The organism is Microbacterium sp. CGR1, assembly GCF_001266755.1.
Taxonomy (GTDB): Bacteria; Actinomycetota; Actinomycetes; order Actinomycetales; family Microbacteriaceae; genus Microbacterium.
In genome coordinates, this window is the sequence record NZ_CP012299.1 from 964,483 (window position 1) to 990,551 (window position 26,069).

Annotated in this window: 30 protein-coding genes and 1 other RNA gene; 5 read left to right on the top strand and 26 right to left on the bottom strand. The window is 68.0% G+C overall.

What is annotated here, in order from left to right; translation table 11 throughout:
- The first annotated feature begins 92 nt into the window (after positions 1-92).
- A complete protein-coding gene (locus tag AKG07_RS04530; RefSeq protein WP_053096294.1) occupies positions 93-1,580 on the top strand; it encodes an amino acid permease in 1,488 nt (495 codons plus the stop codon).
- 197 nt (positions 1,581-1,777) lie between these two features.
- On the opposite strand, the gene AKG07_RS04535 is transcribed toward AKG07_RS04530, so the two are convergent.
- The 5 genes from AKG07_RS04535 to AKG07_RS04550 form a co-directional block, all read right to left on the bottom strand.
- Positions 1,778-2,302 carry a hypothetical protein gene (locus AKG07_RS04535; RefSeq protein WP_053096296.1) on the bottom strand — a complete coding sequence of 175 codons (525 nt, stop codon included), beginning with the start codon at positions 2,300-2,302 and terminating at the stop codon, positions 1,778-1,780.
- A gap of 61 nt (positions 2,303-2,363) precedes the next feature.
- Positions 2,364-2,720, bottom strand: an RNA gene (gene rnpB / locus AKG07_RS17350) — RNase P RNA component class A.
- A gap of 30 nt (positions 2,721-2,750) precedes the next feature.
- The gene (locus AKG07_RS04540) at positions 2,751-4,448 is read right to left on the bottom strand and encodes a bifunctional 3'-5' exonuclease/DNA polymerase (RefSeq protein WP_233277324.1); all 1,698 of its coding nucleotides are present in this window, start codon (positions 4,446-4,448) and stop codon (positions 2,751-2,753) included.
- 25 nt (positions 4,449-4,473) lie between these two features.
- A complete protein-coding gene (locus AKG07_RS04545) occupies positions 4,474-5,205 on the bottom strand; it encodes a zinc ribbon domain-containing protein (RefSeq protein ID WP_053096298.1) in 732 nt (243 codons plus the stop codon).
- Between the two features lie 34 nt (positions 5,206-5,239).
- On the bottom strand, positions 5,240-5,662 hold the full coding sequence (locus tag AKG07_RS04550; RefSeq protein WP_053096300.1) for a YchJ family protein: 423 nt from the start codon (positions 5,660-5,662) through the stop codon (positions 5,240-5,242).
- A gap of 22 nt (positions 5,663-5,684) precedes the next feature.
- Here AKG07_RS04550 and AKG07_RS04555 point away from each other — a divergent pair, with 22 nt between their 5' ends.
- Positions 5,685-6,524 (top strand): aldo/keto reductase, encoded by an 840-nt coding sequence (locus AKG07_RS04555; protein ID WP_053096303.1) that lies wholly within the window; start codon positions 5,685-5,687, stop codon positions 6,522-6,524.
- A 54-nt stretch (positions 6,525-6,578) separates the two neighbouring features.
- On the opposite strand, the gene AKG07_RS04560 is transcribed toward AKG07_RS04555, so the two are convergent.
- Positions 6,579-7,415, bottom strand: a complete 837-nt coding sequence (locus AKG07_RS04560) for a helix-turn-helix transcriptional regulator (RefSeq protein WP_053096305.1) — start codon at positions 7,413-7,415, stop codon at positions 6,579-6,581.
- 100 nt (positions 7,416-7,515) lie between these two features.
- Here AKG07_RS04560 and AKG07_RS04565 point away from each other — a divergent pair, with 100 nt between their 5' ends.
- Positions 7,516-8,280 carry an SDR family oxidoreductase gene (locus AKG07_RS04565; RefSeq protein WP_053096307.1) on the top strand — a complete coding sequence of 255 codons (765 nt, stop codon included), beginning with the start codon at positions 7,516-7,518 and terminating at the stop codon, positions 8,278-8,280.
- 27 nt (positions 8,281-8,307) lie between these two features.
- Here the strand turns inward: AKG07_RS04565 and AKG07_RS04570 are convergent, their stop codons facing one another.
- Positions 8,308-9,198, bottom strand: a complete 891-nt coding sequence (locus AKG07_RS04570) for a TIGR01777 family oxidoreductase (protein ID WP_053096309.1) — start codon at positions 9,196-9,198, stop codon at positions 8,308-8,310.
- 101 nt (positions 9,199-9,299) lie between these two features.
- On the opposite strand from AKG07_RS04570, the gene AKG07_RS04575 reads away from it, so the two are divergent.
- Entirely contained in the window at positions 9,300-10,133 is an 834-nt protein-coding gene (locus AKG07_RS04575; protein ID WP_082297823.1) for a zinc-ribbon domain-containing protein, read from the top strand.
- Between the two features lie 29 nt (positions 10,134-10,162).
- Here AKG07_RS04575 and AKG07_RS04580 read toward each other — a convergent pair whose 3' ends face one another.
- Positions 10,163-10,537: a hypothetical protein gene (locus tag AKG07_RS04580; protein ID WP_053096313.1), complete on the bottom strand. Its 375-nt coding sequence runs from the start codon at positions 10,535-10,537 to the stop codon at positions 10,163-10,165.
- A gap of 131 nt (positions 10,538-10,668) precedes the next feature.
- On the opposite strand from AKG07_RS04580, the gene AKG07_RS04585 reads away from it, so the two are divergent.
- On the top strand, positions 10,669-11,757 hold the full coding sequence (locus AKG07_RS04585; protein ID WP_053096315.1) for an AAA family ATPase: 1,089 nt from the start codon (positions 10,669-10,671) through the stop codon (positions 11,755-11,757).
- Between the two features lie 33 nt (positions 11,758-11,790).
- On the opposite strand, the gene AKG07_RS04590 is transcribed toward AKG07_RS04585, so the two are convergent.
- From AKG07_RS04590 to AKG07_RS04675, 18 genes are all read right to left on the bottom strand, one after another.
- Positions 11,791-12,594, bottom strand: a complete 804-nt coding sequence (locus tag AKG07_RS04590; protein ID WP_053096318.1) for a sigma-70 family RNA polymerase sigma factor — start codon at positions 12,592-12,594, stop codon at positions 11,791-11,793.
- Positions 12,595-12,764: 170 nt separating this feature from the next.
- Positions 12,765-13,079 carry an HU family DNA-binding protein gene (locus tag AKG07_RS04595; RefSeq protein WP_053096320.1) on the bottom strand — a complete coding sequence of 105 codons (315 nt, stop codon included), beginning with the start codon at positions 13,077-13,079 and terminating at the stop codon, positions 12,765-12,767.
- A 241-nt stretch (positions 13,080-13,320) separates the two neighbouring features.
- Positions 13,321-13,719 (bottom strand): flagellar assembly protein FliW, encoded by a 399-nt coding sequence (locus AKG07_RS04600; protein ID WP_053096321.1) that lies wholly within the window; start codon positions 13,717-13,719, stop codon positions 13,321-13,323.
- Positions 13,716-14,603 carry a flagellar hook-associated protein FlgL gene (flgL, locus tag AKG07_RS04605; protein ID WP_072591334.1) on the bottom strand — a complete coding sequence of 296 codons (888 nt, stop codon included), beginning with the start codon at positions 14,601-14,603 and terminating at the stop codon, positions 13,716-13,718. The genes AKG07_RS04600 and flgL overlap by 4 nt, the downstream gene beginning before the upstream one ends.
- Positions 14,604-14,619: 16 nt before the next feature.
- Positions 14,620-16,026 carry a flagellar hook-associated protein FlgK gene (flgK, locus tag AKG07_RS04610; RefSeq protein WP_053096322.1) on the bottom strand — a complete coding sequence of 469 codons (1,407 nt, stop codon included), beginning with the start codon at positions 16,024-16,026 and terminating at the stop codon, positions 14,620-14,622.
- Between the two features lie 7 nt (positions 16,027-16,033).
- Complete coding sequence (gene flgN, locus AKG07_RS04615) at positions 16,034-16,495, bottom strand: flagellar export chaperone FlgN (protein WP_222839304.1); 462 nt, start codon at positions 16,493-16,495, stop codon at positions 16,034-16,036.
- 141 nt (positions 16,496-16,636) lie between these two features.
- A complete protein-coding gene (csrA, locus tag AKG07_RS04620; RefSeq protein WP_053096324.1) occupies positions 16,637-16,885 on the bottom strand; it encodes a carbon storage regulator CsrA in 249 nt (82 codons plus the stop codon).
- Positions 16,886-16,974: 89 nt separating this feature from the next.
- Positions 16,975-19,041 carry a flagellar biosynthesis protein FlhA gene (locus AKG07_RS04625; RefSeq protein WP_053096325.1) on the bottom strand — a complete coding sequence of 689 codons (2,067 nt, stop codon included), beginning with the start codon at positions 19,039-19,041 and terminating at the stop codon, positions 16,975-16,977.
- A 52-nt stretch (positions 19,042-19,093) separates the two neighbouring features.
- A complete protein-coding gene (locus tag AKG07_RS04630) occupies positions 19,094-20,197 on the bottom strand; it encodes an EscU/YscU/HrcU family type III secretion system export apparatus switch protein (RefSeq protein WP_053096326.1) in 1,104 nt (367 codons plus the stop codon).
- The gene (locus AKG07_RS04635; RefSeq protein ID WP_042541108.1) at positions 20,194-20,955 is read right to left on the bottom strand and encodes a flagellar biosynthetic protein FliR; all 762 of its coding nucleotides are present in this window, start codon (positions 20,953-20,955) and stop codon (positions 20,194-20,196) included. The genes AKG07_RS04630 and AKG07_RS04635 overlap by 4 nt, the downstream gene beginning before the upstream one ends.
- Positions 20,955-21,230, bottom strand: a complete 276-nt coding sequence (gene fliQ / locus AKG07_RS04640; RefSeq protein WP_042541106.1) for a flagellar biosynthesis protein FliQ — start codon at positions 21,228-21,230, stop codon at positions 20,955-20,957. Before fliQ ends, AKG07_RS04635 begins: the two co-directional genes overlap by 1 nt.
- Positions 21,227-22,075 (bottom strand): flagellar type III secretion system pore protein FliP, encoded by an 849-nt coding sequence (gene fliP, locus AKG07_RS04645; protein WP_233277326.1) that lies wholly within the window; start codon positions 22,073-22,075, stop codon positions 21,227-21,229. Before fliP ends, fliQ begins: the two co-directional genes overlap by 4 nt.
- Before the next feature lie 128 nt (positions 22,076-22,203).
- Positions 22,204-22,635 carry a flagellar biosynthetic protein FliO gene (locus AKG07_RS04650; protein WP_053096327.1) on the bottom strand — a complete coding sequence of 144 codons (432 nt, stop codon included), beginning with the start codon at positions 22,633-22,635 and terminating at the stop codon, positions 22,204-22,206.
- A 2-nt stretch (positions 22,636-22,637) separates the two neighbouring features.
- Positions 22,638-23,294 carry a FliM/FliN family flagellar motor switch protein gene (locus tag AKG07_RS04655; RefSeq protein ID WP_053096328.1) on the bottom strand — a complete coding sequence of 219 codons (657 nt, stop codon included), beginning with the start codon at positions 23,292-23,294 and terminating at the stop codon, positions 22,638-22,640.
- A complete protein-coding gene (locus AKG07_RS04660; RefSeq protein ID WP_150115071.1) occupies positions 23,294-24,187 on the bottom strand; it encodes a flagellar motor switch protein FliM in 894 nt (297 codons plus the stop codon). Before AKG07_RS04660 ends, AKG07_RS04655 begins: the two co-directional genes overlap by 1 nt.
- A gap of 33 nt (positions 24,188-24,220) precedes the next feature.
- Positions 24,221-25,030: an OmpA/MotB family protein gene (locus tag AKG07_RS04665; RefSeq protein ID WP_053096330.1), complete on the bottom strand. Its 810-nt coding sequence runs from the start codon at positions 25,028-25,030 to the stop codon at positions 24,221-24,223.
- A complete protein-coding gene (locus AKG07_RS04670) occupies positions 25,027-25,830 on the bottom strand; it encodes a motility protein A (protein ID WP_445928297.1) in 804 nt (267 codons plus the stop codon). Before AKG07_RS04670 ends, AKG07_RS04665 begins: the two co-directional genes overlap by 4 nt.
- Positions 25,827-26,042, bottom strand: a complete 216-nt coding sequence (locus AKG07_RS04675) for a flagellar FlbD family protein (protein ID WP_042541095.1) — start codon at positions 26,040-26,042, stop codon at positions 25,827-25,829. Before AKG07_RS04675 ends, AKG07_RS04670 begins: the two co-directional genes overlap by 4 nt.
- Positions 26,043-26,069 lie beyond the last annotated feature (27 nt).

The following is a 26,069-nucleotide window of genomic DNA, read 5'->3' on the forward strand; positions in this document are numbered from 1 at the left end:
CCCGCGCGGCGGCCCGGCGACGTGACACCATGGCACCCCGCCCGTCTGCGCCTCGACGGTGAGACCGGACGGCAACGAAAGGCAGCGTCGAGATGAACGAACCATCCGAATCATCATGGGACCGGCCGGTATCGCCGGAGACGACAGCCGGGATGGTGCCCGTCGACAGACCACAGGCGAAGAAGCTGCGGTCGCGTCACGTCACCATGATCACCCTCGGCGGCATCATCGGAGCGAGCCTGTTCGTCGGATCCGGGAATGTCATCCGCGCCGTGGGTCCGGCCGCCGTGCTGTCGTACCTCATCGGCGGCCTGCTCGTCTTCCTCGCCATGCGCATGCTGGGCGAGATGGCGGCCTCGCGCCCGGCGATCGGCTCGTTCATGGAATATGCGCGAGTGGGCCTCGGAAACTGGGCCGCCTACCTCGTGGGATGGCTGTACTGGTACTTCTGGGTCGGAGTCCTCGCGTATGAGGCGGTGCTGGGCGGCGAGACGATGGCGAGCTGGTTCCCCGCCGTGCCGTCATGGGCCTGGTCGCTGATCCTCATCGGCATCTTCGTCGGCACGAACATCATCTCGGTGCGCGCGTTCGGCGAGGTGGAGTTCTGGCTCGCCAGCGTCAAGGTGCTCGCGATCGTCGTCTTCCTCGGCGCGGGTCTGCTGTTCGCCTTCGGCCTGTGGCCGAACTCGGAGGTGTCGATCTCCAACCTCTGGGAACACGGCGGATTCGCCCCGAACGGCTTCGGCGTTGCGTTCACCGGTGTGGCCCTGGTGATCTTCTCGTACTTCGGCACCGAGATCGCCGTCATGGCCTCCGCCGAATCGGAGGATCCCGCCAAGGGCATCCGCCAGGCGACGAGCACGATCATCTGGCGCATCCTGCTGTTCTTCGTCGGCTCGGTGCTCATCATCGTCACCGTGGTGCCCTGGAACGAACTGCCTGTGCCGACCGACGTCGCCAACGCGCCCTTCACCTACGCCCTCGAGCAGTTCGGCATCCCGGGCGCGAGCATCATCATGCAGCTCGTCATCTTCACGGCGGTGATCTCGGTGCTCAACTCTGGCCTGTACTCGGCGTCGCGCATGTTCGCGGCCCTCGCCGAGCAGGGCTTCGCGCCGAAGATCGTGGCGAAGCGGTCGAAGAGCGGCGTCCCGGTGATGGCGCTGCTCGCCTCGACCAGCGGCGGCCTGATCGCAACGCTCGTGAACTTCTTCACCCCGGGATCGGGCATCTTCGACTTCATCATGAACTCCGCGGGCCTGGTCGCACTGTTCGTGTACGTCTTCATCGCCGTCACACAGTGGCGACTCCGCCAGAAGATGACGCCGGAAGAGGTGGCGAACCTGAAACTCAGGATGTGGCTGCACCCCTGGCTGAACGTGCTCCTGATCGCATGCATCGCCGCGGTGATCGTCGTGATGATGTTCAGCGAAGGGGGTCGCACCCAGGTCTGGACGAGCCTCGTCGCCACCGGCGTGCTCGTGCTGTTCTGGCCGCTGGTGCGACGTAACCTCGCGCGCAGGAAGCTCGAAGATTCCACGCATAGGGAGGATCAGCCGGGGCAGGACCGTCTGGCGTGACGACCACGCCGATGCCGTGAGCGAGAGAAAAGAGCGCCCCGGGGAACCTGGGGAATTCGCGGGGCGCTCGCCAGCATGCTGGGGACCTGCTGGCAGGTGACCCAGAAGTCGCGGTCACGCGCACAACATATCAAGATAACTAGCTAAGCAAAAGACTTGCTCGGCAATGCAACTGCGATCGCCACGCTCCCCCGCTCTCACTGACGCTGCGGCTCGCTCACGAACGGCTCCGTCACGAGCGGCTCCATGGCTCCCGGTCCCAGCGTGAGCACATCGCCGGGGTACAGCATCGAACCCAGACGGCTGTAAGTCATCGCCGCATAGACGTCCGTGCACAGCCGCTCCCTCACGGCGGATGGCGCATCCCCCGCCGCGACCGTGTAAGTCGAGATGAGCCCGTCTGCCGTATGCGTGACCGTGCCGCGAGCGAAGTCGGTCTCGCCGTTGTCCACCGGTGCGACACCGTTCCATGTCGCGTAGAAGGTGGGTTCCTCGTCTCCCTCGCTGTATCCCGGGATCGAGATCATCGACAGCACCGTGCAGCGACTTGCCTCTGCGGGTGGGGTGGGTGTCGGCGCGGGCGTGTCACTCGGCGTCGGCACAGCCGCGGGCTGAACGGCTGCCGTGGTCGCTGCGACCTCAGGCATCGTGGCGGTGCACCCGCTGAGCGCTGCGAGTGACAGAGCCGCGAGGAGCGCCGTGGCGGCAGGACGGTTCGACATGCCCGAACGCTATCGAGCATCCGGCCAGGAAGCCAGCGCGGCCCTGCTCAGGAGGTGGGTGCGAATGGGTCGACCTGTACGCCGGGTTCTGTTCCGGGGTTCTTCGCCCCTTCGACGGCCATCTCTCTCGGCGACACGTTGCCGTGGCACTCTAGCGGTCTACCCGAGGACTCGGCGAGCCGCGTCAACATCCTCTGTCTGACCTTGCTCCGGACGAGGTTTACCTGGCGGGCCATGTCACCATGGCCCCCGGTGGTCTCTTACACCACCCTTTCACCCTTACCCCTTGCGGGGCGGTCTGCTCTCTGTGGCACTTTCTCGCGGATTGCTCCGGGTGGGCGTTACCCACCGTCCTGCCCTGAGGAGCCCGGACGTTCCTCGGTGCGGTCGCCCGCCACGCGGCCGTCCAGTCGACCCATTCACAGCTCCAGTCTACGACCAGGCTGCGCTACTTCTCCGCCGACTCCGCGATGCGGAGATCGAGCGGCACGTCGATCGGGAAGTTGCCGAAGAGGCGGCGGGTGGCCACAGCCGCGGCCTCGCGCACCGCGTCGGCCGCAGCATCCGCCTGCTCCTGCGGGACATGCAGGATCACCTCGTCGTGCAGGAAGAAGGCCAGGTGCGCGCGGGAACCGAAGATCCCGGATGCCGGCGCTTCGCGCTCCGCGACGGGCAGCAGTTGCAGGCGATGCCTGATCTCAGCCAGCCAGATCAACGACCACTCGGCCGCGGTCCCCTGCACCACGAAGTTGCGGGTGAAGCGGCCCCAGTCCCGGGCCCGACGCCGGGCGAGGGCGACCTCCGCAGGGTCGGCATCCGCGCCGGTAGCCGCAGCCTGCATCGCCTCCCACTCCGTCGACGGGCGAGGAGACGACCGTCCCAACCACGTCGAGACGACTCCCCCGTCCTCTCCGAAGCGCGCGGCGCGGTCGACGAGGGCCATAGCGCGCGGATACACCTTGCGCAGTCGAGGGACCAGCCTGCCGCTGTCACCGGTGGTCGCGCCGTACATCGCCCCGAGGACGGCGTACTTGGCCTCCTCTCGCGTGGCGACCGCGCCGGACTCGACGACTCCCTCATAGAGGTCCTTGCCCTGGGCCGCCCGGGCCATCGCGCGGTCACCGGCCATGCCGGCCAGCATCCGCGGCTCGAGCTGCGCGACATCCGCGACGACGAGCGTCCATCCGTCGTCAGCGCGCACGGCGGCGCGCAGATTGCGCGGCAGCTGGAGGGCGCCGCCACCCGCCGATGCCCATCGTCCCGTCACGACGCCGCCCGTGATGTAGATCGGTCGGAACCGGCCGTCGTGCACCCACTCGGCGAGCCAGGCCCACCCGTTGGCGCTCAGCAGCCGCGACAGCTTCTTGTAGGCCAGGAGCGGTTCGACCACGGCGTGGCTGTGCTGGGCGAGCTCCCACCGGCTCGTCGACTCGACCTGCACGCCGACGCGGTGCAGAGCACGCAGCAGCTTCGGCTGGCTCTCGAGGTTGAGCGTGGGGTCGCTGAGGATCGAGCGCACCCTCTCGCCCTGAGCCACCATGCGGCTGGGAAGGCCGCCCGCGATCGGTCGAGTGCCCAGGATCTCGGTGAGGATGCCGTCGTGCACGGACTCATTCCACGGCAGGCCGGCAGCGCGCATCTCCTCGGCGATGAGGCCACCCGCCGACTCGGCCGACGTGAGCAGGGTCAGCCGCCCGTCCTTGCTGTCGCGCAGGACTCGGCGCTGCTCGCGGTACTGATCGAGCGCATCCGCCACGGGGTCGTGCGAATCGCTGTGCTCGGCGACCTCGAACAATGCCGGTGCGTCGTCGACGGGTTCGCGTCGCACCCACGACGCGGATGGTGCGAGCGGACGAGCGACGGTGTCGGTGTCGCGGAGGATCGCGTGGCAGAGCACCAGATCGTGCGATCGGCCGAGAAGAACACCCGAGGCGAGCAGCACGGGGTAGATCTCCCGGGCGCTGCGGATCACCCACCGGGGCGGATCGACGCGTTCCTGCTCGGCCACCCACACCGGCATCTCGGTCGGAGAGAGCTCGGTGCGCGCGACCTCGACATCGTCCGAGTCGAGCTCCACGGCGATGTATGCACCGGTCGCGCCCTTGACCAGGGCGATCCGACGTTCGGTCTGGAGCCGCGAGCTCACCGCCGTCGCGCTCGCGGCGCGCGGATCACAGCCCGGATTCCTCGGTGCGCACCAGGATGCACCCGCACTCGGGGCAGGACACCACGAGGTCGTCTGCCGCATTGCGGATGTCGTTCAGGTCGGTGCCGGGGAGCAGGATCCGACATCCCTCGCACGTTCCGCGGGTGAGCAGCGCCGCACCGGCACTGTTCGCAGCGCGACGCGTGTACTCGGCGAGGAGCGGCGCCGGAAGGGTCGCCGTGACCGCCTCACGGTCGCGAGTCAACTGCGCGATCAGATCGGTCGCAGTGGCGACGTCGGCCTTGGCCTGAGCGGTGAGCGCGGTGCCCTCCGCGGTGGTCGTCCCGAGCAGTGCCTGCTGAGCGGCGACCGCCGCGTCTGCGTCCTCCACGCGCCCCATGACGTCGAGCTCGATATCCTCGAGATCGCTCTGGCGCTTGGCGAGACTGGCGATCTCGTGCTCGAGAGCCTGCGCCTCCTTCGAGTTCGTCGCCGTGGCCAGTCGATCGGCGTCACGGGCGCGACGCTGTTCGACGAGCTTCACATCGGCTTCGAGACGCGTGAGCTCGGTGCGAACGTCGTCGCGCACACCCGTCAGAGTCGTCAGCTCTCGGAGCTGTTCCTGACGGATGGCGACGAGCTCGGCGATGCGAGCGGCCTGCGGCGGCTTGGTGCGCGCGCGCTCAGCCTGCGCGATGCGCCGGTCCAGGTCGGCGACGTCGAGCAGGATGCGCTGGTGTTCTGGGCTGGCGTTCACGCTCTCAAATCTAGTCGCTGCCCAGCCCCGTCCATCACCCGACCTGTCCGTCGAGGTACAGCCAACTGCGCTCCTCCCGCACGAAGCGGCTCCGTTCACGCAGCGAACCGCGCTCGGCATCCTGCCGCCAGAACGCCTCGAACTCGACCACGCCCTCTCGGTCGAAGGGTCCGCCGTCGACCCGATCGATGATCACGAGCCGCCGCCACACCACGTCGAGGTCGAGGTCGAGGTCGGTCGGACGGGTCGACGGATGCCAGGACGCCAGGAGGTACGCGGCATCCCCGATCGCGAACGCCGTGAACCGGGAGCGCATCAGGCGTTCGGCCGTCGGCGCAGCGGCGCCGCCGAGCAGCGGGCCGCAGCATCCGCCGAAGAGATCTCCGGAGCCACAGGGACACCGCTCGGCATTATCGGGGACACCGTCATCCGACGCCATCCTCTGCACCACGCTCATCGCTCCAGCGTACGCTGGCGCCATGACGGCTCTTCCTCACTTCACGGCACACAACGGCTTCGCTCTTCCGGCTCTCGGACTCGGAACATACGCGCTCGACGGCGACGCGGGTGCGGATGCGGTCACCACGGCGATCGGGGCCGGATACCGCCTGATCGACTCGGCCTTCAACTACGAGAACGAGGGGTCAGTCGGTCGCGGCGTGCGCGCATCCGACGTGGACGCCGCAGAGCTCATCGTCACGACCAAGCTGCCCGGACGCCATCACCCGCGTGCGAAGGCGCGGACGAGCATCGAGGAGAGCCGGTCGCGGCTCGGGGTCGACGCGATCGATCTGCATCTGATCCACTGGCCGAACCCGCAGCAGGACGAGTACGTGCAGGCCTGGGAGGCGCTGGTCGACGCTCAGCAGCGCGGCGTCGTGAGGCAGATCGGCGTCTCGAACTTCCTGCCGGAGCACCTCGAGCGCATCGAGCGGGAGACCGGGGTGAGGCCCGTCGTGAACCAGATCGAGGTGCACCCGTACTTCCCGCAGACCGATCAGCTCGCCTACCACCGGGAGCACGGCATCCTCACCGAAGCATGGAGTCCTCTCGGTCGGGCGAAGCAACTCATCGAGGAGAGGGTGATCGGCGAGGTGGCTGCCGCCCATGGGATCTCCCCCGCGCAGACCGTGCTCGCCTGGCATGTGGCACGCGAGACCGTCGCGATCCCGAAGGCGTCGTCGCTCGAGCATCAGGTGTCGAACCTCGCGGCCGGAGCGATCGTGCTGTCGGATGCGGAGGTCGAGGCGATCACGGCGCTCGGACGCCCCGATGGGCGACTGTTCGACGCGGATCCCGCATCGCACGAGGAGTCCTGAGGCGTCCTGAGGCGTCTCGGTCGTAGAGCCTCGGACGACGGCGCGTCACGGCTCTCAGACGCGCTGCGTCCCGAGCACTCTGAGCAGCTCGAGCTTGCTCTCGGCGTCGCTGCCCGGCGCCGCTGTCAGGACGATGAGCGCCTGGGATTCGTCCTCGGTGAAAAGCGCCTGGCAGTCGACTTCGATCGGACCGATCTCGGGATGGATCAGGACCTTGTGGTCTTCGAAGCGCCGCCTGACCTCGTGCACCTCCCACAGCTGTGCGAACTCCGGGCTGAGCGACGCGAGCTCGCGGACGATCTCGCCGGCGCGAGACCGCTCGCCCAGGGCGCCATAGGCGGATCGGAGGGAGGCCACGAGCACACGACTGTGACGCGGATGATCCTCCTCCGGGTACCGCCGGCGCTCGTCGTCCGGGTGCGCGAACCAGCGGTAGATCCCACTGCGCTCGATCCCCTCCAGACCGCTCGCGTCGCCGAGCAGAGCGCGTGCTGCGTCATTCTGGATCAGCACCTCGTCGAGCGCGGAGACGACGAACGCGGGCGTGTCGTGAAGCCGGTCGAGCACGCGGAGCATCCCCGGATGCACGTAGTCGGTGAAGATCGTGCGGTCCGGTGCGCTGTGTCCGCAGACCCGATGCAGGTAGTCACGCTCGTCGGGGGTCAGACGCAGCGCCCGTGCGAGCGAGCCGAGGATCTGTACGCTGGGCTGCGGCCCGCGCTGCTGCTCGAGCCGCGCGTAGTAGTCGGTCGACATGGCGGCGAGCTGCGCGACCTCCTCGCGTCGAAGCCCGGGGGTGCGTCGACGCGCCCCCGCACCGAGGCCGACGTCGGACGGCTTCAGCTGCTCCCTGCGACGCACGAGGAACTCGGCCAGTGCTTCTCTGTCCACCTCTGCAGTATCTCGTGCTCTGCCTCGCGCATCCAGGGACGCCCGATCCCTGGATGCGCCATCTCTGGAGGTCCTGGGCGAGAGCACGAAGAGTGGACGTATGAACATCAGCGGAAACACCATCTTCATCCCCGGTGCCACGAGCGGTATCGGCCTCGCCCTCGCTCTGCGGCTCAGCGATCGGGGCAACAGCGTGATCGTGGGCGGGCGTCGCGCCGAACTGCTCGACGAGATCGCCGCGGCGAACCCGGGCATCCACACCGTCCGGATCGACACGACGGACGCCGACAGCATCCGGGCGGCCGCGCAGACGGTCATGGCCGCCCACCCCTCGCTCAACGTGGTCATCCCGATGGCCGGGATCATGCGGGTCGAGGACTGGACGTCGCCCGAGGGGTTCCTCGACGACGCCGAGGCCACCGTCACCACCAACCTCCTGGGTCCGATCCGGCTGATCGCGGCCTTCATCGAGCACCTGCGCACCATGCCGGACGCGACGATCATGACTGTGTCGTCCGGTCTGGCCTTCGCGCCGCTTCGCGTGACGCCCACCTACAACGCGACGAAAGCGGCCATCCACATGCTCAGCGAATCTCTGCGTCTGCAGCTCGCCGACACGAGTGTGAGCGTGCTCGAGCTCGAACCGCCCTCCGTCCGCACCTCGCTCATGCCGGGGCAGGAGACCAGCGAGTTCGCGATGCCGCTCGACGAGTTCGTCAGCGAGGTCGTCGACCTGATCGAGACCCAGCCGGATGCGACCGAGATCCAGGTCGAGAACGTGAAGTTCCTGCGCTACGGCGAAGCACGGGGAGACTATGCGCAGGTGGTCGAGACACTCAATCGGCGCGACCCGCACGGGCACTGAGCCTGCACGGCAGTCGTCGTCGCCCGATCACAGCGCGGCGTCGACGGCCTGCTGGGCTGTCGTGTGCCGAAACTCGAAGCCCGAGCCTTCGAGCGCGCCGGGTCTGACGTCCGCATCGGAGAGCAGCAGCGAATCGGCGGCCGACCGACTCAGCGCGAGCCGGAGGGCCCAGGCAGGAGCCGGGATCCAGAACGGTCGGCGCATCCTCTTCGCGAGGGCGCGACCGATGTCGTTCGCCGAGGCACGCGTCGGCCCGGTGAAGTTGACGGGCCCCTCGAGGCGCTGGTCGATCACGTGTCGGATGCCGCGCACCTCATCGTCGAGAGAGATCCATGGCCAGATCTGGGTGCCGGGCCCGATCGGACCGGCGACCCCGAAGCGAGTGAGCTGGATGAGCGGCTTCAGCACACCCTTGCGATGGATGATCGGAGCGGTGCGCAGCAGCGCGACCGTCGTCTGCTCCCCCGCGCGCAGCGCCTCCTGCTCCCATCGGACGCACAGCTGCGCCAGGAACGTGTCGCCCGCGAGCGACGCCTCGGTCAGCACCTCGCCCGGCGCCGAGCCGTAGTAGCCGACAGCGGATGCCGACACGAACGCCGGAGCATCGTCTCGCAGAGTGCGCACCGCCGTCGCGAGCGTGCGGGTGCCCGTCAGTCGGGACTCGACGAGTTCGCGGCGATACCGTCGCGTCCAAGGCAGACGCCCGACGCTCGCACCACCCAGCGCGACCACGGCGACAGCGCCCGCCAGCACATCGGGGTCGAGCTCGCGCTCCCCCGGCATCCACTGCACCTCAGAGGGATCACGCGGAGGGCGACGCACGAGGGTCGTCACCTCCACACCGTCCGACCGCAGCGACGAGGCGAGCGCCGTGCCGATCAGGCCCGATGCGCCACTGATCACGATCCGCTGCGGCATGACGACTCCCTCTGTCCGTTCATCGGACTCATTGCTCTCCGCGAGTCTGTCACGTCCAGCCCCTCCTGGCGATGTCCGGAGTGCCCGGTAGGTTGCCCGACGTGACCGAACCCGTGCAGTCGTGGTGGGCGAGACGCCAGTTCTCGCGAGGACGGGAGGTGCCCTACGAGATCGGCACCTATCGTTCGCAGTGGGCCGCCTACCCCGAACTGATCCGCCAGTACCACCCCGAACTCAATCACGGCATCGCACTCTCGCAGGTGCCGTTGGCGGCCGATGTGCTGTTGTGCTGGGAATGCCGAGTGGGCCATCGTTTCGCCGCCACCCCCGCTGAGCAGCGCGAACGCCCCGGTCGGGTGCGCCGCCAGTCGGCGTGGTGCCCGGAATGCTCGACGCTCGCCAGGCCCCAGCCGGTCGTGCTGGGCGAAGCCCGCGCGATACCCCGGCGGCCGAAACGCCCGCTCACCCTCTGCAGCAAGACGCCCGATCTCCCCTCCGGCGAAGCCTTCTCCAGCGTCTGCGCCCCGGCCCCGGTATCCGCCGCCGAGGCCAGACTCCGCGCCATGCTCGCCGCCCGCATCTCCGTCACGACCGGTGTCAACGCGGTCAAAGTCTCTCGCCCGTTCTTCCGCCATACCGAGGTGTGGCCGGACATCCTGCTGCCGGAGCTCCGTGTCGCGATCGAGTACGACACGGTCGGGCGCCACGGACTCGAGCATGTCGGCACCCGCGAGCAGACCGATCTCCGCAAGGATCGCGCGCTGCGCTCCGCCGGCTGGGAGGTCATCCGGGTTCGCACCGGACGGCTCGAACCACTGGGACCCCACGATCTGCAGATGCCTTCGGTGACCGCGCGGGGAATCGCTCGCATCATCGACGAGCTTCGCGGGATCCGCGGGGCGCTGATCGTCGACGCGTTCCTGACGCCGGACTGACGGTGCCGCCGGGAGCGGCACGCTCGCGCTCAGACCTCGGGGAGATCGCCCGCCTGCTCCACGACCGCATCCCACTCGGACTGCAGGAAGATGGCCTCGCCGGCGGCGACGATCTGGGCGTTGTCGTTCGGCCCGAGCTCCGGCCGCATGGTGAGTCCGCCGACCTCGAGGCTCGGGATGCTCTGCCTGATGCACTCGACGCTGCCGCGCACCAGCAGCTCCGCCGTCTGCTCCGGTGTCGTCGCGGCGCCCATCACGGCATCGTCATGGGCGATGAGGATCACCTGCCATTCGGGCTGACGATCGTCAGGATCCAGCGTGTACTGCAGCAGCCCCTGCGGCGCGGCCTCGACCACGATGACGATCGACCCCGCGATCGGCTGCTCGCCTGCGTTCGTCCCCATAGCGGTTCCCCTGACCCGGGCGTCCCCACGCCCGCTGTCCGCTCAGGGTACTGCGAAAATATCTCGCCGAACGCCTTACGGCAGTCCGATCTCAACCGATATATCAACACGGGGAGCGAAGGAGAAGGATCTTGACCAGCACCTACATCGAGACGGGCGGACACGTCCGCGTCTACGACGACGCCGTCCGCACGCATCATGAGTTCCCTCTCGGCACCTATCGGGTGCACTTCACCTCGAAAGAGGGCTTCAGCCTGATCAAGATCGACGACCTCACCGTCGGCACCGAGCGCGTCTACGGCGGCCGAGACAGGAAGGTCGACAAGATCTTCCGGTCCTACGCCCTCTCGGACCGCAGCCTGGGCGTGATGCTCTCCGGCGACAAGGGGATCGGCAAGACGCTGTTCCTTCGCATGGTCGCCGAGGAGGCCCTCGAGCAGTGCCTGCCCGTCGTGATCGTCTCAGAGGACAACGACGGCATCGTGGAGTTCCTGGACACCCTCGACGAGTGTCTGATCATCTTCGACGAGTTCGAGAAGATCTTCCCCGCTGGCCGCCGCGGGGGCGCAGAGGGAGGCAATCGACAGAACCAGTTCCTGTCCCTGTTCGACGGCCTCTCGTCCGTGAAGCGCATCTACTGCCTCACGGTGAACGACATCAGCGACGTCAGCACGTACATCGTCAACCGCCCCGGCCGGTTCCACTACCACATGCGATTCGAGTACCCCGGTCCCGACGAGGTGCGCCAGTACCTCATCGATCAGGCCCCCCACGCGGACCCGGACGAGATCGAGAACGTCGCACTGTTCTCGCGTCGCGCTCGCCTCAATTACGACCACCTCCGCGCCATCGCCTTCGAACTCGAGCAGCCGGACGCACTGTTCGCGGACGTCGTGGAGGATCTCAACATCAAGGCGGTCGAACCGAGCACCTATCGCATCGAGGCTCGCTTCCCCGACGGCAAGGTGTGGTCGGATGAGGTCGAGATGAACCTCTTCGAGCGCGGCGACGTCGGTCGCACGTTCGAGCTGCGCCACGCGACACGGTCGATCTTCGCCTCGTTCGTGCCGAAGGATCTGATCTTCGAGCCGGACGGCGGCATCTTCGTGCCGATCCACAAGCTCGAGCTGCTCGACGATGAGGATGAAGAGCCCGAGGTCTACCCGACGACGGTCAGTCTCATCCTGGTGGGTCAGCCCAGCTACGGCTTCGGTCTCTGACGGCCCTGCGGCCACGCGCGTGCGCGCGACGGATCAGACGCCGACCGCGTGCGACAGTATCGCGCGCGTGAACCGCTGACCGCCGGCCGCGAGGCGCTCGAAGTACGCGTCCAGCGCCGACGCGGAGGACCGCGCTGCCGGTGCTGCCTCACGCTGAGGGGTGTCGGCGTAGTGCCGATCCAGCGCATCTCGAAGCATGCGCACCGCTTCCGCACGCTGCTGCGAGACGGCGGCGTGGGAGACGCCGAGCTGCTCCGCGAGATCCTTGACCGTGCGGTCCTCGAAATAGATCGCCGTGATGATCGCCCGCTTGCGCTCCGGCAGCGCGTCGACGGCGCGCCGCAGGAACTCGTCGCGCTCGGAGGCGATCGCGAGCTCCTCGGGCAGGTAGCCGGTCCACACGATCTCCGGCGCGTCCGGCGCATCGAGACTCGTCAGCAGCCGCTCGGCGTCGGCGAGCCCTTCGCGCGCGACGGCCGTGTCGACGCCCATGGCTGCCGCGATCTCCGCCACAGTGGGCGTGCGACCGAGGGCGGCCGTCAGTGTCTGTCGGACCTTCGTCGTCTGCTTGGCTCGCACCCGAACATCTCGAGGCGCCCAGTCCATCGACCGCAGCTCGTCTTTCAGCGCCCAGTTGACGCGTCCTCGAGCGAACGCGCCGAAGGGCACGCCGAGGGTCGCGTCGAACTTCTCGGCCGCGCGGACCAGCGCGAACGCACCGGCAGAGGCGAGGTCGTCACGGGAGACATGCGTGAGTCGAGACGCCACATATGCCGTCGCCGCGCCGACGATGTGCAGGTGATCGACCACGAGCTGGTTGCGGGCACGCATAGGCATCGGATTCGCCTCTTTCACTGTAAGTGCAAGCCCTCCCCAGCGACTCACAGCGCGGCCTCTCCCCAGTGGCCAGAACTACATCTGACTACAGACTAGGGGTGCGACGGGCAAGAAATATCCCCGGAGGCCAAAACCTCCGGGGATCTTCGTTTACGTTCAGATAACGATGACTAATCGTTCACCTTGACGCGGCGGTTCACCTCGCGCGTCGCGGAGAACTTCAGCACGGTGTAGTCGTTGACCTCGGCGTCTCCGTCGTCCTTCGCGAACTGCACCCGGTGCCCCTTGTGCGTCTGCGGATAGAACTTGCCGAAGTTGGTGAGTGTGACCGTGTTCCCGCGGCCCACGAGGTCGAGGAGCTCGTCGATCATCGCGTTGTACGCCGTCTGTGCGGCCTGAACCGAGATGCCACCGCGTCGTGCGAATCTCTGCACGAACTCCCGCTTGCTCACCCGATTCGTCTCGAGCGTCCTTGATGTGCTCATGTCGTCTTCCGTCCCATGGAATGTCGCTCGTCACCGAGCGTCGTGCGCTGTACCCCTACCAACCGCATCCATGACGTGCCCCAGGTCCCGATCTCCTGCGACGACGCCGGGATCCCGCCAGTACCCCAGCCTGTGCTCTTAGAGGATAGATGCTCTTCCTTGGTATATGCGGTGAATCTCGGAATTCTCCCCGTGCCGGGAGTCCACCCTGTCGAAAGAGCCGTCGAACGTCACGTCCTGCTCAGGCACCCAGCAGGGCGCGGATCGGGTAGCGCTGATCCTCGAGGATCGCCTGTGCGGCACGGCCGGATACGGTGTGGATCAGGATCGGCGCACGCAGGTTGATGTACACGCCGTCGGCCGAGGGGTTCGCCACGACGAACACCCGGATCTCCGACTCGTCGGCGGCGCCGATCTCGGACTGCACGTCTGCGGGGATGCTCGGCTCGTAGCCGTAGTCCCCGGATCGCGGGTCGAGGAGGAACAGGCGGACGTCGGCATCCGTCGCGCGCAGCGCGTGCAGGCCCTCCGCTCCGTCGATCTGCTCGAGGGTGAAAGAGGTGTGCGGGGCGAGTCCGGGCATCGGCGAAGCGAACTCGACGTCGACCGTCGCCGTCGTCCGGTCAGTGGGTGCGCTCATCGCAGGAACTCCATCAGGTTGGTCTGCAGCGAGCGGGCCGTCACCTGCAGGGCGGATTGGAACACGAGCTCGGCCGACTGCAGGTGCACGAGCACCTCGAGACTGTCGACGTTCTCGACCTCGGCACGGCGCGCTTCGAGGTCGATCGACGAGGAGAGATTCTGCGCCGACGCCCGCTCGATCTGCACCTGACGAGCGCCCGTGGATCCGCGAGCCGCGGTGACGTCCTTCAGCCGCGCATCGATGTCGCCGAGACGCGAGCCGACCTCGGCACCGCTGCGCAGTTCGGCCGCGATGTCGTTCAGCAGGGCGAAGGCGCTGTCTGCCCCTTCGCCGAACGCCTGAGCGCCGTCGAAGTCCACGCGCACGGTCTCGTTCTCGCTGATGCGGCGATGCACACCGTCGCCCGCGCCGCCGTTGAAACTGAAGGTGGTGGGATCGAACGCGGCTCCCGCATCGCTCGTTCCCGCGAAGACGCTGCGGCCGAGCACCCTCGTGTTCGCCTTGGCGAGCAGCTCTGCGCTGATCGACTCGAGCTCCTGGGCGATCGACTCGCGAGCGGTCGGGCTCAGCGCGCCCGAGTTCGCTCCCTGTGCGGTGAGATCACGCGCGCGGTTGAGCAGATCGGCGCTCGCGCCGAGAGCGGTGTCAACCGTGGTCACCCACGCCATCCCGTCGCTGAGGTTGCGGGCGAACTGAGCGACGCGCGCCTGATCACCGTGCACACCGAGCGCCGTGGCCGCGGCGGCCGGATCGTCGCTCGGCGAGCGGAAGGCGCGCTGCGACGCGGCCTGATCCTGCAGCCGTGCGCGATCCGCGAGGTTGGTCTGCAGTGTGCGCAGCGACTGCTGCGTCATGGTGCTGGTCGTGATTCGACCGATCATTTCACTCTCCCCAGAGTCAGCGGCCGACGAGGCCGGTGCGGTTGATCAACAGATCCAGTGCCTCATCGACGGCCGTCAGAACGCGAGCCGCCGCCTGGTATGCGGTCTGGTAGGTCAGGAGGTTGATCGTCTCCTCGTCGCCGTCCACCGAGGCGTTCGACTGCTGCGCGGTGACCGCCGCGACCGCGCCCATATCGGCGATGTCCGCGCGTTGCAGGTCCCCGGCGACGGCGACTGCGAAGCCGGTGACGAACGTCGACCACGTCTTGCTGGGCCCCGTCACAGATGTCCCCAGCGCACTGATGCGGTCGGCGATGGTGGTGTCCTTCGCGCCCGCACCCGGCGCTGCCAGTGCCAGCTGATCGAGTCCCGTCGGGACGACACGGATTCCCAGCGCCGCCGGACCCGAACCGTCGAGCGCGAAGAAGTCGCCTCCGGCCGCTCCCGACGAGGTGACGCCGGTGCGGTGCACGTCGTTCACGGCGGTCGCGAGCGCGGTCGCCGTCTCGTTGTAGGCGGCCGCGACACCGGCGAGCGTCCCCCCGTCGGACGCGGGGGCCAGAGCGCTGATCGTGCCGCCGACGACGCCACCCGTGATCGGCACCGCGAGGTTCGGTCGATCCGCCCATGAGACGGTGATCCGACCTGCGTCCGCGATGTCACGCGGTCCGCTCGCGACGAGCGCTCGGCTGCTGTCGCCCGACACGAGCGCATTGCCGTCGACGCGAAGAGTCAGTGTGCCGTCCGGCTCGACGATGCCCTTCGCACCGACGGCCGACGAGAGCTGCTGGGCGAGGACGCTGCGCTGGTCCATGAGCTCGTTGGCGTTGCGCCCCGATTGCAGCGCCTCCCTGATCTGTCCGTTGAGAGTGGCCACCTGGCTCGCAGCGGCGTTGACGTCGGCGAGCTGACCGTCGACCTGACTGCGCAGGTCGTTCCACTGCCCCGCGATGGTCTGGTAGCCCTCCGCGATCTGTCCGATGAGCACGTCGGCATTCGAGAGCACGACCTGCGCCGCTGCCGGATCCGGCGTGTTGGCGAGGTCGGACCAGCCCGACCAGAACCTGTTGAGGTTCGCCGCGAGACCGTCCTTCGTGGGTTCGGCCAGCACGTCCTCTGCGCGGCTCGCTGCCGTCGCACGAGCCGACCAGAAGCCGGAGGTCGACAGCGCGTCGCGCACACGGGCATCGAGAATGTCGTCGCCGAGCCTCGCGATCCCGGTCACGCCCACTCCCCCGCCGATGGCGATGCCGGATGGCCAGAGCCCCGTCTGCCCCGGCGCCGAGAGCGAGGTCTGCTCCACCCGCTGGCGCGTGTAGCCCGGAGTCGTCTGGTTGGCGATGTTCTGACCCGTGACGGTCATCCCCGCGCGTGCGGCCGAGAGCGCGGATTCTGCGAGGCGGAGCCCTGCGAAGGAAGACATGGTTACCTCAGACCCTGGTGTCGAGAAGTCGGGCGTCCGCGCCGCGGACGACGTCGCCGTGCGTGTCGTACTCGCCGGTCGGCACCCCGAGGCCGGCGATCGTCTCCTGCGTCACCCGGATCGCCGTGCGCAGACGCTGCTCGTTGACCTTCTTCATGTCGCCGATCTCGTCGGCCAGAGTGGTCATGGCCTCGAGATGACCCGACAGGATCTCGCGCCACGCGTCGGTCGGCGCAGCCTCGATCAGATCGCGGAGCGTCGTCGCCTCGGGCACGCCCCACTCGTCAGCCACCGCGATGACCAGCGTGTCGCGCGACAGTGCGACGGTCGGCATGGCCGCGAGGACCCGCTCGATCTCGTTCGCCGCATGGTGGATCCACCGGTTGCGTCCGGTCGCGAGCAGCATCTGCTGCTCGTCGAGCTTGAACAGCAGCACCTCCAGCAGATCGCGCTCTCGCATCAGTTGCATGCTCAGGTCGTGAGCGGCCACGATTCGTCACCTCGTCATGTCGCGATTTTCATGACGGGATCGCCCGTCACATGAACGACTATCGCGACAACGCTCGACGCAGTAACTCGGAGTCCCGGAGATGACACTCCGAGCGTCCGATCATGGAGCAGGGGTGGTTCTGCCCAGGGCGCCGAGAATGAGCGATTCGGCGGAGTCGTCGGAGGAGGTCTGCACGGCCTCCTGATTCGCATCGCTCACGGCGATGACGATCTCGGCGCGGTTGATGCGCTTGTCGCGAGGGGCGTCGATGCCGACACGGACACCGCTCGGCGTCACGGCGAGGATCGTGACGGTGATGTCGTCGCCGATCACGATGCTCTCGTTGGCGCGTCTCGTCAGTACCAGCATGCGTCGTCTGCCTTCCATGGCGTGAGCGCCGGTGCGCCCTCTGCTCACAAACGTATCGCACTCAACTCATAAATGAGCAGAATCGAACGCTACAACGCGCCGCTGGGAAGAGCCGACTGCGTCATGCGGACGACGCCGACCACGTCGGTCGCGAGACCGCCCGCCGCAGCCTCGTCGTAGGAGAGCACCGGAAGGCCGCTGACCTGCGATGACACCATCCGACGCACCGCCTGTCGCAGTGACGGCGCGCAGACGAGAACGGGCTCCGGACCGACCTGGTCGAGTTCGGCGACAGTGCGACGCACGTTCTCGAGCACCTGCATCGTCGCCTCCGGCGTCAGCACGATCTGCGGGTGACCGTCGACGACGCGCATGCCCTCGAGCATCTGCTGCTCGAGGATCGGCTCGAACATGACGACCCGGATGCGTCCGTCCTCGGCGAAGCGCGAGGCGATCGCCGGCCCGAGCGCCGCCCTGGCCGCGTCGATGAGACCCGCCGTCTCCGTCGACGTCTTGCCTCGGAGTGCGAGCGCCTCGTAGATACGCGCCAGGTCGTTGATCGGCACCCGCTCGGAGAGGAGCCCCGCCAGCACGCGCTGGATCGCGGCGAGCGACAGCACGGCCGGGGTGAGTTCCTCGACCGTCGCAGGGCTGGACTGCTTCAAGTGCTCGGTCAGCTGGCGGACGTCTTCGAGGGAGAGCAGGCGGTCGGCCTGGCTCTGCACGATGTCGGAGAGGTGGGTGATGATGACGCTCGCCCGATCGATCACCGTCGCGCCGGCCATGTCGGCGGCGTGCGACATCTCGGCGGGCACCCACTTGCCCTCGAGACCGAACACCGGGTCGACCACGGCGGTGCCCGGAAGCTGCTCGAGTCCCGTGCCGATCGCGAGAACGTGGCCCCGAGGAACCGACCCGCGTCCGGCCTCGACCCCGGCGATGAGGATCGAGTACGTCTGCGCGGGCAGCTCGATGTTGTCCCGCGTGCGCACCGGCGGCATGAGGATGCCGATGTCGAGGGCGAGCTTGCGGCGGAGGGACTTCACCCGGGTGAGCAGATCTCCCGCTCCCCCTGAGGCGAGATCGACGATGTCGGGAGACAGCGAGATCTCGAGGGCGTGCACGCGCATCCGGTCCATGAGGTCCTCCGGGCCCTCGGTGCCGGCCTCGACGGCCTCCTGCTGCAGGGCATCCGCTTCACGTGCGGCATCGCGGTCCTCGTTCGCTTTCACGCGGGATGCCGCGAACAGCAGGACCGCTCCGATAGCCAGGAAGATCACGAGCGGCATCCCGGGGATGAACCCCATGGCGATGGCGGCGAGTCCGGTGATCACCAGGGCGTTGCGGGACTGCATGAGCTGACGGCCGGCGGCCTGACCCATCTCGGCCTCCGCGTTCTCACGCGTGACGATCATGCCGGTCGACACCGCCATGAGCAGGGCGGGGATCTGGGTCACCAGCCCGTCACCGATGGTGAGGATGCTGTACGTCTCGAGCGCCTCGCCCACGTCCATGCCGTGCTGCACCATGCCGATGATGATGCCGCCGACGAAGTTGATGACCACGATCACGATGCCCGCGATCGCATCTCCCTTGACGAACTTCGACGCACCGTCCATCGCACCGTAGAAGTCCGCCTCCGCGGCGACCTCTGCGCGTCGCCTGCGCGCCTCGTCATCCGTGATCAGACCGGCGTTCAGGTCGGCGTCGATCGCCATCTGCTTGCCCGGCATGGCGTCGAGCGTGAAGCGCGCGCCCACCTCGGCGACGCGCTCGGCACCCTTGGTGACCACGACGAACTGGATGACGGTGAGGATGAGGAAGATCACGGCACCGATCACGAGTGAGCCGCTGATGGTGATCTGACCGAACGCCTGGATCACCTGACCCGCGTGGGCCTCGCTGAGCACGAGGCGGGTCGACGCGACGTTGAGGCCGAGCCGGAAGAGGGTCGCGACGAGCAGCAGACTCGGGAACACCGAGAAGTCCAAAGGCTTCTTCACGAACATCGCGGTCAGGAGGATCAGCAGCGCGAACGAGATGTTCAGGACGATGAGCACGTCGAGCAGACCGGTCGGGATGGGCACGATGAGCAGGAGGATGATCCCCACCACACCGACGGGAACAGCCCCCTTGGACAACAGCTGACCGATCATGCGTCTCGCCTTCTGATTCTCTCTGCTCGTTCTGATGTGCTCGCGGCCGGACTCACAGGCCGCGGTCCCTGGTGCTGGCGAAGGGCATCGTGTGCGTTCCCCTGGCCGAGCCTCGACGTTTGAGGTGCTCGATGAAGGCGAGCACCTGGGCGACCGCGGTGTAGAGCTCTTCGGGGATCTCCCGCCCGATCTCGCAGGCCGAGTGCAGCGCACGTGCGAGAGGGATGTCCCTGATCATCGGCACGCCGTTCTCCTCCGCCTTCTCGCGGATCTTCTGCGCGACGATCCCCGCGCCCTTCGCCACGACCCGTGGCGCCGACTTGCCCGGCTCGTAGCGCAGCGCCACCGCCACGTGCGTGGGGTTCACGAGCACGACGTCGCTGTCGCCCACCGCGGCGATCATCCTGTTGCGGCTCATGGCGAGCTGCCGCGAGCGGCGCTGGGAGCGCACGAGCGGGTCGCCCTCGGTCTTCTTGTGCTCGTCCTTGGCTTCGTTCTTCGTCATGTGCGTGTGCTTGCGGTTGCGCCGCATGACCACCGCCACATCGATCGCTGCGAGCAGGATGCCCACCGCCACGGCGACCTGCAGCAGCGCGACCGCTCCCCCGGCCGCCTGCTCGAGCAGCCAGGTGATGTTGTGGCTGCCGCTGGCCATCAGTACCGGGACGAGACCCGAGACGACGATCCACAGTGCGAGCCCGATGGCCACGGTCTTCAGCAGCGCCTTGGCGCCCTCCCAGAGCGCCTGCCGGCCGAAGACGCGCTTGACGCCCGACACGATGTTGAACTGCTCGGTGCGCATGGTCACCCCGCGCAGGTGGATGCCGCCCTGCGCGACCGCGGTGGCCGTGGTGGCGAGCAGCACCACCACCAGCATCGGAAGCAGGATGCCCCCGAGCGAGGCGATGGCCGAGCTCAGCACATCCATGGCGGCGCCGTCGGTGGGGTTCATCGCGACGGGCGTCACCGCGAGGAAGAGCTCGGTGACCACCTGCGTGCCCGAGGCGATCGTCGGCACCATCATGACGGCCGCGGCGGCGATGCAGACCCAGGCCGTGAAGTCCTGGCTGCGGCCGATCTGGCCCTTCTTCCGCGCTTCCTTCAGGCGACGCTCGGTCGCCTTCTCGGTGCGTTCGCCGGTGTCGGTCTCGCTCATCGGGTCACCCCCAGGAGCAGTCGCGCAGCCTCCTCGGCGATCACGGCGACCACGCTCGGGAGCGCCGCGTAGACGAATCCGACGAGCAGGAGCGTGAGACCGATCTTGATCGGGAAGCCCATCGCGAAGGCGTTCAGGGCGGGCGCGACGCGGCTGACCAGACCGAGTCCGACGTCGGCGAGGAAGAGCACGATGAGCAGCGGTCCCGCGATCTGCACCGCGCTGAGCATCATCTGTCCCGCAGCGCCGACGAGCGCCTCGGCGGGCTTGGCGAGATCGATCATGCCGGTGACCGGCACCGCGTCGAACGATCGGAACAGACCGCCGAGCACGAGCTGGTATCCGTCGGAGGCGAACAGCAGCATGATCGCGGTCATCTGGAACAGTCGGGTGAACTGTGCGCCGTTGATCGCCATGCCGGGATCGAAGGCCTGAGCCAGCTGGAACCCGCCGAAGGTGTCGACGAGGTGGCCGGCGCCCTGGATCGCGCTGAAGAGCACCATCACGAGGAAGCCGAGGAGCGCCCCCGTGAGGGCCTGCCCTGCCAGTGCGAGCATGAAGGCCCCGGTGTCGAGGCGCTCATATCCTGCGGTCACGACCGGCGACACGGCGAGAGCGAGACCGACGCCGAGCATCGCGCGGATCCGCATCGGGATCGTGCCGTGGCTGAACGGCGGGGCGAGGACCAGGAATGCCGTGATCCGCACGCAGGCGAGCGAGGTCGCCTCCAGCCAGGTGAAATCGATCGGGATGTTCATCAGCCGCCGTTCAGCAGCGACGGTATCCGCGCGAACATCTCGTTCGTGAACGCGATCATCTCGGCGATCATCCAGTGCCCCGTGACGAGGAGCGCGATGCCGACGGCGACGAGCTTCGGCACGAACGAGATCGTCATCTCCTGCACCTGGGTGATGGACTGCAGCAGCGAGATCGCGAAGCCCACCACCAGGGCGGTGATGAGCAGGGGCGCGCAGAGCTTCGCACCGACGATGAGCGCCGCCTGACCGATGTCGATGACCGCTTCGGGGTTCACCCGCCACCCCCGTTGTAGGACTGGACGAGCGCGGTGATGACCATGCCCCATCCGTCGATGAGCAGGAACAGGAGGATCTTGAACGGCAACGAGATCATGACGGGCGGCAGCATCATCATGCCCATCGACATGAGTGCGCTCGCGACCACCAGGTCGATGACGAGGAACGGCACGAAGATGATGAACCCGATGAGGAACGCCGCGCGCAGTTCGCTGATCATGAAGGCCGGGACGAGCGTCTGCAGCGGGATGCTCGCGGCGTCCGTGGGGTTCTCCATCTGCGCTGCGCGATGCATCAGCGCGATGTCCTCTTCGCGCGTGTACGAGAGCATCCACTGCCGCAGGGGCTCCTGGGCGAGCTCGAACGCCCTGCCGAAGTCGATCTGGCCGTCGGTGAACGGCGCGACGGCGACGGTGTTGATGTCGGTGAGCACCGGCCACATGATGAACAGCGTCAGGAACAGGCTGAGACCGGCCAGCACCTGGTTCGGCGGGATCGACGGCAGCGAGAGCGCGTTCCGGGTGAGGGCCAGCACGACGAAGATCTTGGTGAAGCTCGTCATCATCAGCAGCAGCGCCGGAGCGACGCTGAGCACGGTGATGCCCAGCAACGTCATGATGCTGTCGGACGGCGCCCCGTTGATGCCGTTGATCGTCACGCCGTCGCCCTCGCCGTCACCGACCTGAGTCGGGACGTGCATCGCCGCTGCGTGCGCCCCTGTGGCCTGCAGCAGCACGAGTGCGGTCACGACGACGAGCACCGCGGCGAGCAGCACCCACACGCGGCGAGGCAGTCGCGGTGTGCGCGCAGACGTCGGCGCGGCGACTGCGGCGGATGCGGGCACGGCGGCACTCCGAAGATGGGTGGCGTGGCCGATCCGTAGCCAGGGGGTCGAGCGATCCGTGCTCGCAGTCGACTATCGCGACATCACGAGGTGCACGTAACCGCGTCGACCGATGCGCTGACCGCGTATCAGGCGACCGAGCGCAGCGCGCGGTCGACGATGTCATCGGGCATCTCGACGGAGGCGGATCGTACGTCCGAGGAGACGACCTCCTCCTGCTCGAAAGGAGGAGCCTCCTGGGTGTCGACGACGTTGATCCCGTGCTCCGTCACGCCGAGCACGTAGCGGATGCCGCCGAACTCCGCCACGACGAGCTGTGCCTTGCCGCCGATGCCCGACCTCGCCACCACGGTGATCTTCTCCGGGCGCGCGCGCGGCGCCGCGGCGGGCCGCGTCGGCACGAGCTCGGTCAGCTTGGCGAGCTTCTTCGGCATCAGCCCTGCCAGCGGACTCACACCCTTCGCCTGCGACTTCTGCAGGCGGCGGCTGAGGAAGAGCAGCAGCCCGAGCACCGCTCCCAGCGCGACGATCGCACGGAGCGCGACGAGGATGTCGTCCACGCTCAGACCGTCTCGGCGCTGTCGAGGATGCGCTCGACGCGGATCGCGAAGTCGCCCTCGGCGACGACGACCGTGCCGTGCCCGATCAGTCGGCCGTTGAGCTTGATGTCGGCGGGAGACCCGGCGGCGCGGTCGAGCTCGACCACACGGCCCGGCTCGAGCGAGAGCACGTCGCGCACCGGCATCCGCGTGCGCCCGATCTCGACCACGAGCTCCATCTCGACCCCCGCGATGCGGTTGAGCCGCTGCGGACCCGACGCGGATGCCGCCCTGGCTCCGTCGATGCGCACGGATGCGCGCGCCACGACGCTGCCGTCGGCGTCGACCATGTCGAACACCTGGGTCCCCGAATCGGTGAAGACCTCGGCGGCGTCGACCACGGCTCCGTCGCCGAGCGAGCCGCTGCCGAGCACGGCGGCGGCCGCCTCGAAGATCGGGTGCAGGCGATCGGCCAGCTGAGCGTTCTTGGAGCCGTCCTCGAGCTGCGACGGGTCGATGACCTGGATCGCGATGCGGGCCCCGGGGCTGCCCGTGAAAGTGACGACCACCGCGTCGCCCGACGCGCCGGGGTCGGTGGACGGTGCCGGGATCACGGGGTAGCCGAACGGCAGCTTGCCGGCGATCGCCGCGGCGATGGCGGTCTCGTGGAAGGTGCTCATCAGTGGGTCTCCTCATGGGTGGTCGTGATCTTGCAGGTGAGGCGCGAGCCTCTGCTGCCCGGTGTCGCGAGAGCTATCCGGGTCTGCCCGGCCATGAGCTCGTACGGCCGGGTCTCGGGGTGAGGCAGGCGCAGCAGGTCGCCCGGTGCGAGATCGAGGATCTCTCCGGTGCCGATCGTGATGGGCGCGAGGCGCAGCGTCAGCTCCAACGGCGTGCTGCGCACCTGATCCAGGGTCTGATCCGTCGAATGCGCCGATGCCGCGTCCGATCCCGTGGCCGCGAGGCGGTCGACGACCGCGGTCGCCGGCAGCATCACCGTCGCGGTCGACTCGGAATCGCCGAGACGCATGGCGTATCGGGCGACGATCACCGCCGCCGTCGCGGAGATGACCTGCATGTACTGGGGGTTGTAGTGCACCGCGGTGAAGCGCGGTGCACCAGGGAGCAGGGCGCCGAGGCTGGCGTGGAGGTGCTCGAAGGTGCCCTCCATCAGGTTGCGGACGAGGGCGAGCTCGATCGGCGTGAAGGTGCGGGCTTCGGGAAGCGATGTGCTCCTGCCGCCCATCATCTGCACCACCCACAGCAGGGCGCTGTCGAGACCGAACTGCACGACGCACGGCTCGTCGCGGTCGGCGAACGAGCCGGCGACCATGGCCGTCGTGCCGGGCAGGGTGTCGGCGTACTCCTCGTACGACACGAGCTCGACGGTCTCGAGTGCGAGGTGGGCGCGCACGCGGATCTTCGCCGTGAGCTGGGACGACCACAGCCGGGCGAACGACTCGAAGGCCGCTTCGAGATGGCGGGTGCTCTCGCGTCCGAGCTGGGCGGGGCGTCCGAAATCGTACGCCGGATGGCGCAGGGCGGGGTCATCGAGCACGGCGGATGCGGTCATGACGGTCTCCTCGACGGTGGTGTTCACGTGAGCTCAGTTGTTCGCAGCAGCCGCGAGAGCGGGTATCAGCGCTCTCACCTGCTCTTCTTCGTTCGATTCGACGATGATGTCGACGCGTCTGTTGCTGGCCAGCGCCTGAGGGGTGTCGCCCGGCACGATGGGTCGGGTGTCCGAGAACGCCGTCGCCTTCACACGGGGTCCTCCGACGCCTTCGTGCTCGACGAGGAACCGCGCCACCTGGGTCGCGCGCCCGCCGGACAGCTCCCAGTTGGTGGCGAAGGGTGCGGCGGAGACGCGGTGGTCGGCGTGCCCCTCGACACTCACCTGGTTGTCGACCGTGACGAGCACGTCTCCGATCGTGTCGAGCACGGCGTCCGCCTTCGCCGAGAGGTCGGTGCTGTTGTCGGCGAAGAACGTCTCTGCGCCGACCAGCCCCACCTGGAGCCCCCGGTCGTCGATGACGAACTGCACCGTGTCCTGCAGGCCCTGTGCCGCCAGCGAGGTGCTCATGCGATCGCGCAGTCCCTCGAGCGACTCGAACTCGATCTCGGCCCGCGCCGCGAGGTCGACCACCCCGTCATCGTCCTGCAGTTCAGGCGGCACGATCACGCCCTCGGCCGTGTCGGCACCGCCCTCGGTGCTCTCCTGCCCGAAACCCGTGGCGAGGCTGTTCGCGAGCAGTTCGAACTTCGTCTTGTCGACGTTCGACACGGCGAAGAGCACGATGAACAGGCACATCAGAACCGTGACCATGTCCGCGTACGAGACGGCCCAGCGCTCGTCCGGCTCATCGTGTGAGTCATCTTCATGCCCGCGACCGCGAGCTCGACGGGCTGTGCTCACTGCACGCCCTCTGCCCGTTCGGGCTCGCGCTTCTTCTTGGCGGCCCTGGGCTTCACGGTCGACAGCGCCTCGAGGCGCTCCTGGAGCAGGTGCGGTGCGCTTCCGGCCTGGATGGCGAGCATGCCCTCCGAGACCAGGGTCATCCGCTCGAGCTCGACGGCTCCGATCCGTCCGAGGCGACCGGCGATCGGGTTCCAGATGAAGTTGGCCGAGAGCAGACCCCAGAGCGTGGCGACGAAGGCCGCGGCGATCATCGGCCCGAGGTGGTCGGGTTCGTCGAGCTTCTCGAGCACGTGCGTCAGCGAGACGACGGTGCCGACGATCCCGATCGTGGGCGCATATCCGCCCAGCGAGCCGAAGAACTTCGATGCCACGCGGTTGCGCGACGATGTCGCGGCGATCTCGTCATCCATGACCGTGCGCAGATCCTCGGCATCCGTTCCGTCGGCGAGAGCCTGCAGCGCCTGTCGGGTGAAGGCATCGGGTGCCGAGTCGAGCTCCTGCTCCAGTGCCAGCAGACCTTCGCCCCTGGCCTTCTCGGCATACCCCACGAGGAAGGGGATGACCGCCTCCGGCGTCATCTTCGGGCCCCTGACCATGCGCCCGAGGCTCTTCACAGCGAGGATCGTGTCGCGGAGGGTGTGGCTGGCGATGCCGACGCCGATCGTCGAGCCGAGCACGAGGATCATCGGCGCCGGAATGAGCAGAGCCTCGAAGCTCGCCCCCTCCATCGTGATCATCGCCACCAGCGCGCCGAACGCCAGGATCACCCCGATGATGAATGCGGGATCCACCGTCATGCCCCCGTCTGCGAGGTCAGTGCCTGGGCTGCGCCGAGCACGCGCGCCCGGTACGCGACGATCAGATCGATCAGGGCGTCGAGATCCTCCTCGACCACGTACACATGACCGTCGACCATGTGCAGAGTGGTGTCCGGCGAGGCGTGGATGCGTTCGATCAGGTCGGGGTTCACCGCGAACCGGGTGCGGTCGAGGCGGGTGACGATGATCATCGGGGGTTCTCCGGGCTTCGGATGAGA